Source organism: Streptomyces sp. NPDC020681 (assembly GCF_044334895.1).
Lineage (GTDB): Bacteria > Actinomycetota > Actinomycetes > Streptomycetales > Streptomycetaceae > Streptomyces.
This window is the reverse complement of the sequence record NZ_JBIRTX010000003.1, coordinates 481,459-496,473: the sequence shown is the minus strand read 5'-3', so window position 1 is coordinate 496,473 and position 15,015 is coordinate 481,459. Positions and strand designations below refer to the sequence as shown.

The window sequence follows — 15,015 nt, the reverse complement described above, 5'->3', positions numbered from 1 at the left end:
CTCGCTGCTGCCTGCGCGGACATCTGCCTGTTTTCCGTCGCAAGCACACCGAGAGGTCTCATTCCGATGCGTCAACTGTCCCTCATATCGCGCCGCGTGGCAGCGGCCGCCGTCAGCCTCGTCGTGGCCTCGGGCGCCGCCGCCTGCGCAGGGCCCAAGGACAGCGACGCCGGGGACGGCGCCGCAGGAGGCGGCAAGCCGCAGAAGGGCGGCACGCTCACCGTGCTGAACTCCGAGGCGCAGACCGACTTCGACCCCGCCCGGCTCTACACCTCCGGCGGCGGCAACGTCCCCTCCCTCGTCTTCCGCACGCTCACCACCCGCAACCGCGAGGACGGCCCGGCCGGCACCAAGGTCGTGCCCGACCTCGCCACCGACACCGGCCGGCCCAACAAGGACGCCACCGAGTGGACGTACACGCTCAAGGACGGCCTGAAGTACGAGGACGGGGCGCCGATCACCAGCGCCGACATCAAGTACGGCATCGAGCGCTCCTTCGCCGCCGAACTCTCCGGCGGCGCGCCCTACTTGCGTGACTGGCTGATCGGCGGCGACGCCTACCAGGGCCCGTACAAGGACAAGAAGGGCCTCGCCTCGATCGTCACTCCGGACGCCAGGACGATCGTCTTCAAGCTGAAGAAGCCCGAGGGTGAATTCCCGTACGTCGCCACGCAGACCCAGTTCGCGCCGGTGCCGAAGGCCAAGGACACCGGTACGAAGTACGAGGAGCACCCGGTCTCGTCAGGGCCGTACAAGGTGGTCAAGAACGAGGGCGACGGCGAGCACCTCGTCCTGGAGCGCAATCCGCACTGGTCCGAGAAGACGGACGAGGAGCGCAAGGCCTACCCCGACACCATCGACGTCAAGTCCGGACTCGACTCGGCCGTGATCAATCAGCGGCTGTCGACGTCCTCGGGCGCGGACGCCGCCGCCGTCACCACCGACACCAACCTCGGCCCGGCCGAGCTGGCGCAGATCGGCTCCAACAAGGAACTCGCAGCGCGCGTCGGCACCGGCCACTTCGGCTACATCAACTACCTCGCCTTCAACCCGAAGGTGAAGCCGTTCGACAACCCCAAGGTGCGCCAGGCGATCTCGTACGCGATCAACCGCACCAGCGTCATCAACGCGGCCGGCGGCTCCGCCCTCGCCGAGCCCGCGACCACCTTCCTGCCGGAGCAGAAGGCCTTCGGGTTCACGGCCTACGACCACTTCCCGGCGGGCAGGACCGGAGATGCGGCCAAGGCCAGGGCCGTGCTGAAGGAGGCCGGGCTCGAGAACCTCACCGTCACGCTGACGCACTCGACCGCCCAGAACCGGGAGACCAGCCCCGAGGTCGCGACCGCAGTGCAGGAGGCGCTCAAGCAGGCCGGAATCAACGTCAAGCTGCAGGGTCTCGAGCACAACGCGTTCAACGAGAAGCGGTGGAGCGCCAAGGACGCGCCCGGCTTCTTCCTCTCCCGCTGGGGCGCGGACTGGCCGTCCGGCAACCCCTTCCTGGCGCCGATCTTCGACGGCCGCCAGATCGTGCAGGACGGCTCCAACTACAACCACGCGCAGCTCAACGACCCGGCGGTGAACAAGGAGATCGACGAGATCAACAAGCTGACCGACCTGGACGCGGCCGCCAAGCGCTGGGGCGCGCTCGACAAGAAGATCGGTGAGCAGGCGCTCGACGTGCCGTTGTTCCACCCGGTCTACAAGCGGCTGTACGGCAAGAACGTCAAGAACATCGTGATCAGCGACTGGACCGGCGTACTCGACATCTCGCAGGTCGCGGTCAAGTGACCACTCTGCACGAGACGTTGGCACCCGCGGCCGGGGCTCCGGTCCCGGCCGCGGGCGCCGCGCGCCAGGTGTGGCGGCGGCTGCGCGGGCGGCCGTCGGCGCTGACCGCCGCAGGCATCCTCGTGCTGCTGGTGCTGCTCGCCGTCGCCGCGCCGCTGCTCGCGGCGATCGAGGGCCAGGACCCGAACACGTACCACGACGCCCTGGTGGACTCGGCGCGCGGCGGTGTGCCGGTCGGTTCCTTCGGCGGCGTCAGCGGCGACCACTGGCTCGGCGTGGAACCGGGCACCGGACGCGATCTGTTCGTACGGCTGCTGTACGGAGCGCGGATCTCGCTGCTCGTCGCGGTCGGCGCGACGCTGGTGCAGGTGGCGGTCGGCGTCGCGGTCGGACTCGCGGCGGGGCTCGGCAACCGCTACGTCGACGGATTCCTGAGCCGTACGACCGATGTGATGGTGGCACTGCCGATGCTGGTGCTCGGCATCGCGCTGACCGCCGTCGTACCGGCCGACTTCCCGCGGCCGCTGCTGCTGATCCTGATCATCGGCGTCCTGGGCTGGGGCGGCACGTCCCGGATCGTGCGGGCGCAGACGCTGTCGCTGAAGCGGCTGGACTTCGTGGCGGCGGCGAGGCTGAGTGGGCACCGGCCCTGGCGGGTCGCGCGGCGCGAACTTCTGCCGTCGCTCGCCGCGCCCGTCATCACCTACGCGGCGATCCTGCTGCCGTCGAACATCGTGGTCGAGGCGTCTCTGTCGTTCCTCGGGGTTGGCGTGAAGCCGCCGACACCGTCGTGGGGGCAGATGCTGTCGAGCGCGCAGACGTGGTTCCGGGCGGATCCGATGTATGTGCTGCTGCCGGCCGGGCTGCTGTTCGTGACGGTGCTGGCGTTCACGGTGCTGGGGGATGCGGTGCGCACGGCGCTGGATCCGCGGGAGGCGAGCCGGCTGCGGGTCGGCACGCGCAAGGAATCGCGCAAGGAATCGCGTAAAGAATCGCGCAAGGAATCGCGCAAGGAGAAAGTCTGATGACGCGCTTCGTGCTGAAGCGGCTCGGCGGCGCGGTGCTGGTGCTGCTGGTGCTCTCGGTGCTGGTCTACGCACTGTTCTATCTCGCGCCCGGTGACCCGGCCCAGCTGGCCTGCGGGGAACGCTGCACTCCCGCGCAGGTCGCGCAGGTCCGCGATCAACTGGGTCTCAACGAGTCGGTGTTCGCACAGTACGGGCACTTCCTGCGGGGCATCGTCGCCGGACGCGACTACAGCGCCGGCGCGAGCGTGCTGCGCTGCGAAGCGCCGTGCCTGGGCCTGTCGTACCAGAGCGACCAGCAGGTCACCGAGCTGATCCTGGAACGGCTGCCCGCCACCGCGTCGCTCGCGCTCGGCGCGATGGTGATCTGGCTGGTCATCGGCGTCGGCGCCGGACTGCTCTCGGCGCTCCGCCGCGGCTCTCTCACCGAACGCGCGCTGACCGTGCTGACGCTGGCCGCGACCGGCATGCCCGTCTTCATCCTGGGACTGCTGCTGCTCATGGCCGTCTGCGCGTATCTGCAGTGGCTGCCCTTCCCGACGTATGTGCCGCTGACCGAGGACCCCGAGCAGTGGGCCTGGAACATGCTGCTGCCGTGGCTCACGCTCGGCTTCTTCGAATCCGCCAAGTACGCGCGCCTGACGCGCAGTTCGACGCTGGAGACGCTGGCCGAGGACCATATCCGCACCTTCCGGGCGTACGGGGTGGGGGAGCGGGCCGTCGTCGGGCGGCACGCCCTGCGCGGCGCGGTGCCGCCGGTGATCGCACTCAGCGCGCTGGACCTCGGCACGATGTTCGGCGGTGCGGTGCTCACCGAGTCGCTGTTCGGCATCCCGGGGCTCGGCAAGACGCTGATCGACGGGGTGCGGGTGATCGACCTGCCGGTGGTGGTGGGCGTGGTGCTGGTGATCGGCACCGCTGTGGTGCTGGCGAACGTCGTCGCGGATCTGCTGTACGCCGCGGCGGACAGAAGGGTGGTCCTGTCATGACGGAGCTGGTGGAGGTCGCACACCTCACCGTCGACTTCCCGGGCGCGGTGCGCGCCGTCGACGGCCTCTCCTTCACACTGGCGCCCGGCAGGGCGCTGGGCCTGGTCGGCGAATCGGGCAGCGGCAAGAGCACGGTGGCCGGCGCGCTGCTGGGACTGCACCGGGGAACGGGCGCGCGGATCTCCGGGACCGTGCGGGTGGCCGGCACCGACGTGCAGACGGCCGACGCGCGCGAGTTGAGGCGACTGCGGGGCGGGGTCGCGGCGATGGTCTTCCAGGACCCGCTGTCCTCCCTGGACCCGTACTACGCGATCGGCGACCAGATCGCCGAGGTCCACCGGGTGCACACGGACGCCTCGCGCAAGGCGGCCCGTGCCCGTGCCGTCGAGGTCCTCGACCGCGTCGGAATCCCCGACGCCGCCCGCCGGGCCCGGTCCCGTCCGCACGAGTTCAGCGGCGGCATGCGCCAACGGGCCCTGATCGCGATGGCTCTGGCCTGCGAACCACGCCTGCTGATCGCCGACGAACCGACGACGGCCCTGGACGTCACGGTCCAGGCCCAGATACTCGACCTGCTCCACGGCCTGCGCACGGAGACCGGCATGGGACTGCTGCTGGTCACCCACGACGTGGGCGTGGCGGCGGAGAGCGTCGACGACATCCTGGTGATGCGCTCGGGAGCCGCGGTGGAACGGGGTCCGGTCCGGGACATCCTGGCCACACCGTCCCAGCCGTACACGAAGGCCTTGCTGGCAGCGGTGCCCAGGCTGGACGGACCGCGGGCCGGGAACGGCGCGGCCCGGCACAAGGGCGAGCCGCTGCTCGAAGCCGTCGGGCTGCGGCGGGAGTTCGGGCGGGGCAAGGACCGCGTCGTCGCCGTCGACGGTGTATCGCTCGGTGTGCACGCCGGACAGACCCTGGGGATCGTCGGCGAGAGCGGCAGCGGCAAGACCACTCTCGGGCGCATGCTCGTGCGGCTGCTCGATCCGAGCGCCGGGCAGCTCCGCTACGAGGGCGCCGAGATCGGCTCGCTCCCGGAGAAGGCGCTCCGCGCCCGGCGCCGCGAGCTCCAGATGGTCTTCCAGGACCCCGTCTCCTCACTCAATCCCCGCCGCTCCGTCGGCGAATCCGTCGCCGACCCGCTGCGAGCCGCCGGTGTGCGCGACGAGCAGCGGATCCGGCGGCGTGTGCAGGAGGCGCTGGAACGCGTCGGGCTCGATCCGGACCGGCACGCCGGCTATCCGCACGAGTTCAGCGGGGGACAGCGGCAGCGCGTCGGCATCGCTCGCGCCCTCGTCGCCGAGCCGAAGCTGATCGTCTGCGACGAGCCCGTCTCCGCGCTCGATGTGACGACGCAGGCGCAGGTGATGCAGCTGCTGCGGCAGTTGCAGGACGAGCTCGGGCTCGCGCTCGTTTTCATCGCGCACGATCTCGCCGTCGTACGCGGGATCAGCGACCGCGTCGCCGTCATGCGTCACGGCCGGGTCGTGGAACAGGGCGGCGTCGACGAGGTGTACGGCTCACCGCAGGATCCGTATACGAAGCAGCTCCTCGCCGCCGTGCCCGCGCTCGATCCCGAGCTCGCCCGGGTCCGGCGCTCCGCCCGCAGGGAGCCGGCCGCGGTCTGACACTCACCAGGGCATGACCCTCCGTAACTGAAAGCTCCCGTAGCGCGACGGAACGCTACCGGGGCAGGAAAGTTACGTGTATTCACCCCTTCCGGTGGCTCGACGGACAACCGTCCGTCGCGCGACCGCCGTACCGGCTTACCGTCGTCCCCGCTGCGAGTCGCCGGACCAACGGTGGCCGCCCACAAGGGAGATCGGGGGTGCACTCGTGCGGATCGGACTGCTTACGGACGGTGGTTATCCGTATGCGACGGGTGATTCCAGGCTGTGGTGCGACCGGCTTGTGCGCGGGCTTGAGCGGCACGAGTTCGACCTCTACGCGCTGAGCCGCAGCGCCCAGCAGGAGGACCACGGCTGGATCGAGCTGCCGCCGCAGGTGCAGCGGGTGCGGACCGCGCCGCTCTGGGCGCCGGAGGACGACGGACACACCTACGGCCGCCGCGAACGGCGGCGCTTCCTCGGCCACTTCAAACACCTCGCCACGGCGGTGTGCGTGGACGGCGGCGGCGACGGTTTCGTCGATTTCGCCGAAGGGCTGTACGGCCTCGCCGAGCTCGCCCGCGAGCACGGCGGACTCTACGCGGCGCTCCGCTCCGAACTCGCCGTCCGCGTCCTCGAATCCGCCTGCCGCGCCCCCGGCGCACGCCGCACCCTGCATGCCGCCACCGTTCCGGACTACCTGGCGTTCGCCGACGAGCTGGAGCGCGCCCTGCGCCCGCTCTCCCTCGACTGGTACGGCGACGACAGCCTCGGCGCGGTCGATCTCTGCCATGCCGCGTCCGGCGGATCAGCCGCTCTGCCCGGCCTGCTGGCCAAACGCTTCTTCGGAGTCCCGCTGCTGGTCACCGAGTACGGCGTACAGCTGCGCGCGCACTATCTCGCCGCCGGAGACGGCCGGGTGAGCCCGCCCGTACGCGCGCTGCTCGCCGCCTTCCAGGGACGGCTCGCCGCCGAGGTCTACACCCAGGCGTCCGTGATCACACCCGGCAACTCGCACGCCCGCCGCTGGCAGGAGAAGTGCGGCGCCGACCGCGCGAAACTCCGCACCGTCTATCCCGGCATGGCGGCCGAGCGGTTCGCGGCGGTCGGCGACGGAAACGACAGCGGCGAACCGCACACGCTGGTCTGGGTCGGCCGGATCGAGCCCGCCAAGGACCTCATCGCGCTGCTGCACGCCTTCGCGGAGGTGCGCAAGGCGGAACCCCAGGCGCGACTGAGGCTGTTCGGAGCGCCGGTGCAGGGGCCGGAGGCCGTCACGTATCTCGAGCACTGCAAGGCGCTGGCCGCACAGCTCTTCCCGGACGAGGCGGCCGACGCGCACGCCGTCGGCGACAACCCCGTCTCCTTCGAGGAGATCGGCGGACCCGAGGCTCCCGAACTCGCCGACGCGTATGCCTCGGGCGGAGTGGTCGTGCTGTCGAGCGTCGTCGAGGGCTTTCCGATCAGCCTGGTCGAGGCGATGTTCTGCGGCCGGGCGACGGTCTCCACGGACGTCGGCGCGGTCGTCGAAGTCATCGGCGGCACGGGCCTGGTGGTGCCGCCGCGCAATCCGCGGGCGCTCGCGGACGCGTGCGTCGCGCTGCTGCGCGACCAGGAGCGCCGGGACCGGCTGGGCGCGGCGGCACGTGCCCGCGCGCTCGAACTGTTCACGATCGAGCAGAATCTGACGGCATTTCGCGGCATTTACCTGGAGCTGATCTCGCACTCTCCGGTACGGCGGTACGCGGTCGACGAGCACGGCGAACCGCTGCCGTTCAGCTACCCGGCCGAGGCGTACGTGGAGGCGAGCCGGCCGGCGGCGGGGGCCGGTGACTCATGGGCCCGTGCGCCGCGGTGGGCCGACGGTTCCGACCGGCGGCCCGCGCCGCCGAGTCTGATCGGGCTCGCCGCGGCGGCGGGGATGGCCGCCGCGACGCACGAGGCGCCCGCGGCCGCGGCCGCGAAGGAGGCGCGCACATGAAGACGTCCCGTACGCCCGGCAGTACACCGCCCGCCGGCCCCGACGCACTGCTCACCGAAGGCATGGACGGGGCGGCCAAGCCCTCCGGCAAAGCGAAGCCGGCCGCCGTCCGGCGTGGTCCCGCCGACCCCGTCAAGGCGCTGATGCACCGTCACCGGGAGCTGTGCGAGCGCGCCGTCGACCCGTTGGAGATCGCCGCCGGGCTGGAGGCCCATGGCGTCACCGACCGCACCGCCGCCCGTTTCCGGCACCGGGACGTCTTCTCGTTGGCCGAGGAGCTGTACGCACGCGTGCCCAGAGGCCCGGAGTCGCCGGAGGCCACCGGCCGTCCGCCGCGTGCCGTGCAGCGCCGGCCGCTCGCGGGCCGCGTACGTCTCGTGCTGCTCACGCTCCTGCCGGGCGCGGTCTGCGCGGCGACGGTCGTCGGCGTGCGGGCCCTCGACGGCTCGCTCCGGCTCGCGGCCGCGGGGGCCGGCGCGGTGGCGGTCTCCGTCACGCTCGTCCTGTGTCTGCGCCGCGGTCCACTGCGCGCCGCGGGCCGCACGGTCCCGGCCATACGTGTGTGGACGCTCTGGCTGCTGGCCTACGCGGCGTACGGCGAAGGACTGCTGGACCAGATCGTCGGCGGCGGACCCGAGGGCCCGCTGTCCATGACCCCAGCACCACTTGTCGGGCTCGCCTTCGCCGTCGTTCCAGCGGCCTGGTGCGCCCGGCTCTTCTCCGTACAAGCGCGGCGCAGGCTGGACGACAGCCGCGGACTCGAGGAGTTCGCGGCCGGCGCGCGCCCGCTGCTGCTCGGAGTCGTCGCGCTCTACGTCTGCATGCTCACCGCGCTGCTCGTCCTCAGCGGCCTTGTCCTCCCGCACAAGGCACTCGTCCCGGCCGTGGCGCTCGGCGTCCTGCTCTTTCTCGCCCGGCTGCTCGTCGTCCACGGCTTCGCGGAGTCCGCGTCGGCAGGTCTGGCCGTCGCCTGCGCCGCCGAAGCCGCGGCCCCCGTCCTTCTGCTGGCCGGACGCCTGCCCGGCTGCGGCTTCCTCGCCGGCCCGGTCGAGGCGGCGGTCGGCGCCTGGGGCGCGGGAGCCGTACTGGCCATCGCCTGCTCGGTGGCGGCCGCCGGCCTGCTGGCCCATGCCGTCATGGCTCTGTCCCGGGCATCGGCCCACACCGTCTGACCACCGGTCCGACCACGGTCGGACCCTCGCGGGGCCGACACCGCGGCGTACCGACCACCAGCACCGCCCCCCGCACCCGCATCGTCAGCAACACCCTGAAGGAGAGAGCGACATGACCAGCCAACCCCCAGCCCCGGCCCGTCGGCACCGAGGGGCCGCGCGATGAGGGTGCTGCTGCTCGGTGCCAATGGATTCCTCGGCCGTTTCGTCGCCGACCGGCTCCTCGCCGACCCGGCGGTGCATCTCACCGCGCTCGGCCGCGGCGACGACGCCGACGTACGCTTCGACCTCGCCGGAGGCAGCCCGGGCGCACTCACCCGCTTCCTGGGCGCCGTCCACCCCGGCGTCGTGATCAACTGCGCCGGTGCCACCCGCGGCGGCGCCCGCGATCTCACCCGGCACAACACCGTCGCCGTCGCCACCGTCTGCGAGGCCCTGCGCCGCAGCGGCTGCGGCGCGCGGCTGGTCCAGCTCGGCTGCGCGTCCGAGTACGGGCCGTCGCAGCAGGGCTCGTCGACCGCTGAGGACGCGATTCCGCGCCCCGGCGGTCCGTACGGAGTCAGCAAGCTCGCCGCCACCGAGCTGGTGCTCGGCGCGGGCTTGGACGCGGTCGTGCTCCGGGTCTTCTCGCCCGTAGGCCCCGGCACTCCGGCAGGATCACCCCTCGGCCGTCTCGCCGAGGCGATGCGCCGGGCGATGCAGTCAGGCGACGGAGAGCTGAAGCTCAGCGGCCTCGGCGTACAGCGCGACTTCGTCGATGTACGGGACGTGGCGCGGGCGGTCCATGCCGCCTCGCTCTCCGCGGCGCAGGGCGTCGTCAACATCGGCACCGGACGCGCCGTACGGCTGCGGGACGCGGCCGCCGTCCTGGCAAGGGTCGCCGGATACGCGGGCGCGCTGCACGAGCTCGACAGCGCACCGGGCCGGCCGAGCATCGGAGCGCCTCGTTCCGAATCAATGCTGGAGCATCTGGCCGCCACCCCCGTGCCGTACCCCGACGGCTGCGGCAGCTGGCAGCAGGCGGACGTGCGCACCGCGCGCGACCGGCTCGGCTGGCGTCCCCGCATCAACCTCGAAGAGTCACTCGCCGACATCTGGATGGAGGCAGCATGCCGCATCTGACCAGCGCAGGAACCCAGCTCGCCGCGACCGGCGAGGCGAGACTCGGCTTCGGCGTCCCCGGCTACGCACACCCGCTGCTCGCTCCGGTCGAATGGGCCGAACTGACCAGGCCTGGCACGCCCTTGCACTGGGTCGTGCTCAACGTGGCGAACGGGCCCGGAGACCTTCCCGACCCGCACTGCCTGGAGGCCGCCGGCCGGCTGAGCAACGCGGGCGTACGCGTCCTGGGTCATCTCGACATGGCCCACGGTTCGCGATCCTTCGGCGATCTTGTGGCCGAGGCCCACCACTACCTCGAGTGGTACCGGGTCGACGGCTTTCTGCTGAACCGCTGCCCGACGGACCGCGCCGACCTGATGGAGGTCCGGCGTACGACGGCGACCCTGGAGGCGGTCCTCGACGGCGGACATCTGGTCCTCGGTCACGGCGCGCATCCGTACCCCGGCTACGCCGAGGCGGCCGACCAGCTGGTCACCTTCTCCGGGCCGTGGACCGACTACCGCTGGTCGCAGGTGGCGGAGTGGACGGCGGACTATCCGCCGGAGCGCTTCGTCCACTTCGTCCACGGCGTGCCGCGCACGCATCTGGAGGAGGCCACCCGTATCGCCCGCTGGCAGGGCGCGGGGACGATCTTCTTCACCGACCGCACGGAGCAGCGCGGACAGAACAGTCCATTCGAGGCGCTGCCCGGCTACTGGGACGAAATCGTCTCGCAGATCGGACCGGGTGTCTCGGAATGAGGAGGGGCGTGGCAGTGTTACGGGAGAACAACCGTAATGACTTATCGACGCAACGGAGTCCCCGTGTCGCTGCCACCCCTGGTCGAGCCAGCTGCTGAGCTCACCGTCGACGAGGTCCGCAGGTACTCCCGCCACCTGATCATCCCCGATGTCGGGATGGACGGGCAGAAGCGGCTGAAGAACGCCAAGGTGCTGTGTGTCGGCGCCGGCGGCCTGGGTTCGCCGGCTCTGATGTACCTCGCCGCTGCCGGTGTCGGCACGCTCGGCATCGTGGAGTTCGACGAGGTCGACGAGTCGAACCTGCAGCGCCAGATCATCCACAGCCAGGCCGACATCGGCCGCTCCAAGGCCGCGTCCGCGAAGGACTCGGTCCTCGGCATCAACCCGTACGTGAATGTGGTCCTCCACGAAGAGCGGCTCGAGGCCGAGAACGTGATGGACATCTTCAGCCAGTACGACCTGATCGTGGACGGCACGGACAACTTCGCCACGCGCTACCTGGTCAACGACGCGTGCGTGCTGCTGAACAAGCCGTACGTCTGGGGCTCCATCTACCGCTTCGACGGTCAGGCCTCGGTCTTCTGGTCCGAGCACGGCCCCTGCTACCGCTGCCTCTACCCGGAGCCCCCGCCGCCGGGCATGGTTCCGAGCTGCGCCGAGGGCGGCGTGCTCGGCGTGCTCTGCGCGTCCATCGGCTCCATCCAGGTCACCGAGGCGATCAAGGTCCTGACCGGCGTGGGCGACCCGCTGGTCGGCCGGCTGATGATCTACGACGCCCTGGAGATGCAGTACCGCCAGGTCAAGGTCCGCAAGGACCCGGACTGCGCGGTCTGCGGCGAGAACCCCACCGTCACGGAGCTCATCGACTACGAGGCCTTCTGCGGCGTCGTGTCCGAGGAGGCCCAGGAGGCGGCGGCCGGTTCGACGATCACTCCCAAGCAGCTCAAGGAGTGGATCGACGACGGCGAGAGCATCGACATCATCGACGTCCGCGAGATCAACGAGTACGAGATCGTCTCGATCCCGGGCGCGCGGCTGATCCCGAAGAACGAGTTCCTGATGGGGGCCGCTCTGCAGGACCTGCCGCAGGACAAGCGGATCGTCCTGCACTGCAAGACGGGAGTCCGCAGCGCGGAGGTCCTCGCGGTCCTCAAGTCCGCGGGCTTCGCGGACGCGGTGCACGTCGGCGGCGGCGTGATCGGCTGGGTCCACCAGATCGAGCCGGACAAGCCGGTCTACTGACGCAGATGAGTGGCGGAGCCCCGGACCGGAACGCGGTCCGGGGCTTTCGCTTGTCCGCCCGCTACGAGCAGGTCTTGCCGTTGGCCGGTATTTTCCCGTCCAGCAGATACTCGTCGACCGTCCGCGTCACGCACGCGCCGTTCCCGTACGCGCCGTGCCCCTCGCCCTTGTTGGTCAGCAGCACGCCGACACCCGCCCCGAGCTCGTCCGCCATCCTCTTCGCGCCCTCGTACGGCGTCGCCGGGTCGCCCGTCGTGCCGACCACCAGGATCGGCGCAGCCCCCTTCGCGGCGACCTCCGGCGTCTCGGACTCGCCGGGCACCGGCCAGTCGGCGCACCAGCCCGCGAGGTCCCAGGCCAGATAGGGGCCGAACACCGGCGACACCTTGGTGAACTCCGCCAGGTGACGGGACTTGACCTCGGCCGCCGTCACCCGGCCCTTGACGTCCGCGCAGGAGATGGCGCGCTGTGAATGGTCCTGCGTGCCATAAGTGCCGTTCTCGTCCCGGCCGTTGTACGACTCGGCCATCAGCAGCAGCCGTGTCCCGTCGCCGGCCTCGGCCTCGTCCAGCGCCTTCGTGAGGACGCCCCACTGCTCCTCGGAGTACAGCGGCAGGATGATCCCGGTGAGCGCCAGGCTCTGCGTGAGCGTGCGGCCCTCGTCGGTCGGCAGCGGCCTGCGGTCCAGCTCGTCCAGCAGCTTCACGACGCGCGCGGTGCCGTCCTTGGCGCTGATGCCCCGGCTCTTGAAGTAGTTCTCCAGGGCGCGCTGGAAGCCGAGGGCCTGGTTGCGCGAGTGCCCGGCGTAGTCGGCGGTGGGGTCGACGACGGCGTCCAGGACGAGGCGTCCCGCCTTGGCAGGGAACAAGTGGGCGTAGACGCCGCCCAGTTCGGTGCCGTACGAGAAGCCCAGATAGTGCAGCTTGTCGTCGCCGAGGACCTGGCGGATCAGATCCATGTCGCGTGCGGCGTTCGCCGTGCCGACGTGCGGTAGGACCTTGCCGGACCTCTTGGCGCAGCCCGCGCCGAAGGCGGTGGCGTCGTCGAGATACTTCTTCTCCTCCGCCGGAGTGTCCGGTGTGAAGTCGATGCGGAACGAGGCGGCCGACTGCTTGCTGTCCCGGCAGACGACCGCCGAGCTCTCGGCGACCCCTCGCGGGTCGAAGCCGACCAGGTCGTAGCGGCTGTGCAGGGTCCCGAAGCCCTCGGCGGCACCGGGCAGCGAGGCGACACCGGAGCCGCCGGGCCCGCCGAAGTTGAACAGCAGCGAGCCGATCCGCTCGGACCGGTCCTCGGCCTTGGAGCGGATCAGCGCGATGCCGATCGTCTCGCCGGCCGGCTTGCGGTAGTCCAGCGGCGCCTTGAGCGTGGCGCACTTCCACTGCTTGCCGGGCTTCTCGGCGTAGCTGCCGTTTGCCTTGGTCGGGGCCTCGCAGCTTTTCCAGTCGAGCTTCTGGCCGGTCAGGGCGGTGGGCAGCGGCGAGGACGCCGGCGGGGCGGGCTTGCCCTGCGCGGACGAAGAGGCGGACGGCGCGGCGCTGTCCTTGCCGTCGGCCCCCGCCGTGTCGCCGCCGCTGTCACAGCCCGCGGCCGCCCCGGCGAGCAGCAGCGCCGCCGCCAGGGCCCCCGCCCGTACGCGCATGGTCATTCCGTGCCCCCGCCCCATTCGAAGATTGTTTCGACATCCTAGGCGGCCGCACTGACAGCGGGTCACGAACAGCAGTACGTGGTGTGGATCACCGGTTCACGGCGTGGATCAACGGCGGCGGATCACTGGCAGACGGTCCCGGCGGCCGGAACCTTGCCTGCGAGCAGGTACTGGTCCACGGCCTGCTGCACGCACTTGCTGCCGCCGTTGTACGCCCCGTGCCCCTGGCCCCGGTAGGTGAGTTCCACGCCCACGCCCTTGCCGAGCGCGTTGACCATCGCCCTCGCACCTTCGTAAGGCGTCGCGGGGTCACCGGTGTTGCCGATGACGAGGATGGGCGCGGCTCCGGGCGCGGAGACGTCCGGGGTGGACCACTCGCCGGGGATGGGCCACTCGGTGCAGCCCATCAGGCCCCAGCCGAGGTAGTCGCCGAAGACCGGCGACGCCTTGCGGAACTCGGGCAGCTTGGCCTTCGTCTGCTCCATTGAGTAACGGTCCTTGGAGTCCACGCAGTTGATCGCCGCGTTGGCCGCCTGGATATTGCTGTAGTGGCCGGTGTCGCTGCGGCCGTTCATCGCGTCGGAGAGCGCCAGCAGCAGAGCGCCGTTGCCGCCGTCGGCCTCGTCGAGCCCCTGCTCCAGCAACTCCCAGTACTCCTTGGAGTACAGGGCCTGCGCGATGCCGTTGGTGGCCTGCGACTGGGTCAGTTTCCGGTCGCCGACGCCGGTGATCGGCTCCTTGTCGAGCTCCTGGAGCAGCGCGATGATCCAGTCCTGGATCTCCTGCGCCGTGGAGCCCGGGAGCAGGCACTGGTCGCCGCGGTCCACGCAGTCCTGCGCGAAGTTGGTGAGGGCCAGCTGGAAGCCCTTCGCCTGGCCGAGCGAGCTCTGCTCGGAGGTCTTGGTCGGGTCGACGACGGCGTCGAAGACCGCTCGGCCGACGTTCTTCGGATACAAGTGCGCGTAGACGCCGCCGAGTTCGGTGCCGTACGAAATGCCGAAGTAGAAGAGCTTGTCGTCGCCGAGCACCTGGCGCATCAGATCCATGTCGCGGGCGGCGTTGGTGGTGCCGACGTAAGGAAGTTCCTCGCCGGAGTTGTCCTCGCAGGCGTCGGCGAAGGACTTCAGGTTGTCCGTGAAGGTCTCCTCCTCGGCCGCGTCGTCGGGCGTCGCGTCCGACGCGTAGTACGCGTCGAGCTGCTTGTCGTCCTCGCACTGCACGCCGACGCTGCGGCCGACCCCGCGCGGGTCGAAGCTCACCAGGTCGTAGCGGCTGTGCAGCGTCGCGTAGTCCGCGGAGGCCGGCGGCAGATTGGCGACTCCGGAGCCGCCGGGCCCGCCGAAGTTGAAAATGAGGGAGCCGATCCGCTTGCTCTGGTCGCGCGCCTTGGCGCGGATCAGGGCCAGCTCTATGGTGTCGCCGTCCGGCTTCGCGTAGTCGCGCGGGGCGTTCATGAACGAGCACTCCCAGACGGTCCCGCCGGGCATCGGCGACGGCGCCTCGCCGCCGCCCTCCGCCTCCGAGGGCGCCGGGCACGGCTGCCAGTCCAGCTTCTGCGTTGCCAGATCCGTGGCGCGCGCCTCGTCCTTGCCCTTGTCGCCGCTGTCGGAGCAGCCGGCGGCCAGCAGCACGGCGAGCGATGCGGCGAGTGCGGCTGCGCGCAGGGCGGAGGAGGTACTCGGCATGAGGCCATCGTCCTCC

General features: G+C 71.0%; 11 protein-coding genes. 9 read left to right on the top strand and 2 right to left on the bottom strand.

What is annotated here, in order from left to right; genetic code table 11:
* The first annotated feature begins 66 nt into the window (after positions 1-66).
* The 9 genes from ACH4YL_RS09340 to moeZ all read left to right on the top strand — a co-directional run bounded on the left by ACH4YL_RS09340 (position 67) and on the right by moeZ (position 11,666).
* A complete protein-coding gene (locus ACH4YL_RS09340) occupies positions 67-1,788 on the top strand; it encodes an ABC transporter substrate-binding protein (protein ID WP_398506321.1) in 1,722 nt (573 codons plus the stop codon).
* Positions 1,785-2,813 carry an ABC transporter permease gene (locus ACH4YL_RS09335; RefSeq protein ID WP_398506319.1) on the top strand — a complete coding sequence of 343 codons (1,029 nt, stop codon included), beginning with the start codon at positions 1,785-1,787 and terminating at the stop codon, positions 2,811-2,813. Before ACH4YL_RS09340 ends, ACH4YL_RS09335 begins: the two co-directional genes overlap by 4 nt.
* Positions 2,813-3,802: an ABC transporter permease gene (locus ACH4YL_RS09330; protein WP_398506317.1), complete on the top strand. Its 990-nt coding sequence runs from the start codon at positions 2,813-2,815 to the stop codon at positions 3,800-3,802. Before ACH4YL_RS09335 ends, ACH4YL_RS09330 begins: the two co-directional genes overlap by 1 nt.
* Positions 3,799-5,430, top strand: coding sequence for a dipeptide ABC transporter ATP-binding protein (locus ACH4YL_RS09325; protein ID WP_398506316.1), 1,632 nt, complete (start codon positions 3,799-3,801; stop codon positions 5,428-5,430). The genes ACH4YL_RS09330 and ACH4YL_RS09325 overlap by 4 nt, the downstream gene beginning before the upstream one ends.
* A gap of 208 nt (positions 5,431-5,638) precedes the next feature.
* Positions 5,639-7,390, top strand: a complete 1,752-nt coding sequence (locus ACH4YL_RS09320; protein WP_398506314.1) for a DUF3492 domain-containing protein — start codon at positions 5,639-5,641, stop codon at positions 7,388-7,390.
* The gene (locus ACH4YL_RS09315; RefSeq protein ID WP_398506312.1) at positions 7,387-8,562 is read left to right on the top strand and encodes a hypothetical protein; all 1,176 of its coding nucleotides are present in this window, start codon (positions 7,387-7,389) and stop codon (positions 8,560-8,562) included. The genes ACH4YL_RS09320 and ACH4YL_RS09315 overlap by 4 nt, the downstream gene beginning before the upstream one ends.
* A 162-nt stretch (positions 8,563-8,724) precedes the next feature.
* On the top strand, positions 8,725-9,684 hold the full coding sequence (locus tag ACH4YL_RS09310) for an NAD-dependent epimerase/dehydratase family protein (protein WP_398506311.1): 960 nt from the start codon (positions 8,725-8,727) through the stop codon (positions 9,682-9,684).
* The gene (locus tag ACH4YL_RS09305; protein ID WP_398506309.1) at positions 9,672-10,424 is read left to right on the top strand and encodes a spherulation-specific family 4 protein; all 753 of its coding nucleotides are present in this window, start codon (positions 9,672-9,674) and stop codon (positions 10,422-10,424) included. Before ACH4YL_RS09310 ends, ACH4YL_RS09305 begins: the two co-directional genes overlap by 13 nt.
* Before the next feature lie 63 nt (positions 10,425-10,487).
* The gene (moeZ, locus tag ACH4YL_RS09300) at positions 10,488-11,666 is read left to right on the top strand and encodes an adenylyltransferase/sulfurtransferase MoeZ (protein ID WP_398506308.1); all 1,179 of its coding nucleotides are present in this window, start codon (positions 10,488-10,490) and stop codon (positions 11,664-11,666) included.
* Between the two features lie 61 nt (positions 11,667-11,727).
* On the opposite strand, the gene ACH4YL_RS09295 is transcribed toward moeZ, so the two are convergent.
* Both ACH4YL_RS09295 and ACH4YL_RS09290 read right to left on the bottom strand, forming a co-directional pair.
* Entirely contained in the window at positions 11,728-13,314 is a 1,587-nt protein-coding gene (locus ACH4YL_RS09295; protein ID WP_398506644.1) for an alpha/beta hydrolase, read from the bottom strand.
* 122 nt (positions 13,315-13,436) lie between these two features.
* Positions 13,437-14,999 carry an alpha/beta hydrolase gene (locus ACH4YL_RS09290; protein ID WP_398506306.1) on the bottom strand — a complete coding sequence of 521 codons (1,563 nt, stop codon included), beginning with the start codon at positions 14,997-14,999 and terminating at the stop codon, positions 13,437-13,439.
* Positions 15,000-15,015: the final 16 nt, after the last annotated feature.